This is a genomic window from Mesorhizobium sp. M2E.F.Ca.ET.209.01.1.1, from assembly GCF_004010375.2.
Classification (GTDB): Bacteria; Pseudomonadota; Alphaproteobacteria; order Rhizobiales; family Rhizobiaceae; genus Mesorhizobium.
Map to the genome: position 1 here is coordinate 1 of NZ_SADP02000617.1, position 341 is coordinate 341.

Below are 341 nucleotides of genomic sequence, written 5' to 3' on the forward strand. Positions count from 1 at the left end.
GGCACCGTCGAGTTGGGCGGCCTCAAGGCGCCGCCCAACCCGCGCCGGCTGGCGCTGCTCGATCGCGGCGTGCGGCAGTTCTTTCCCGATCTCGGCCAGCCCTCCTCGCAATGGCTGGGCTTCCGGCCGTCGCTGCCGGACTCGCGACCCGTGATCGGGCCTTCGGCAAAGTCACCGAATGTGATCTACGCCTTCGGCCACGGCCATCTGGGATTGACGCTCGCCCCGGCGACGGCCCGCTGGGTCGCCCGCTTCATCGCTGGCCAGGACGTGCAATCGGCCGCCGATTTTGCTCCTGCGCGTTTCGGCTGAGCCAGCGCGCCAAGCGACTGACATTTTTC

Annotated in this window: 1 protein-coding gene; it reads left to right on the top strand. The window is 68.9% G+C overall.

Annotation, left to right across the window (positions count from 1 at the left end; translation table 11 throughout):
• The coding region (locus tag EN852_RS37160; protein ID WP_135879786.1) for an FAD-dependent oxidoreductase at positions 1–312 on the top strand (312 nt) is incomplete at its 5' end.
• Positions 313–341 lie beyond the last annotated feature (29 nt).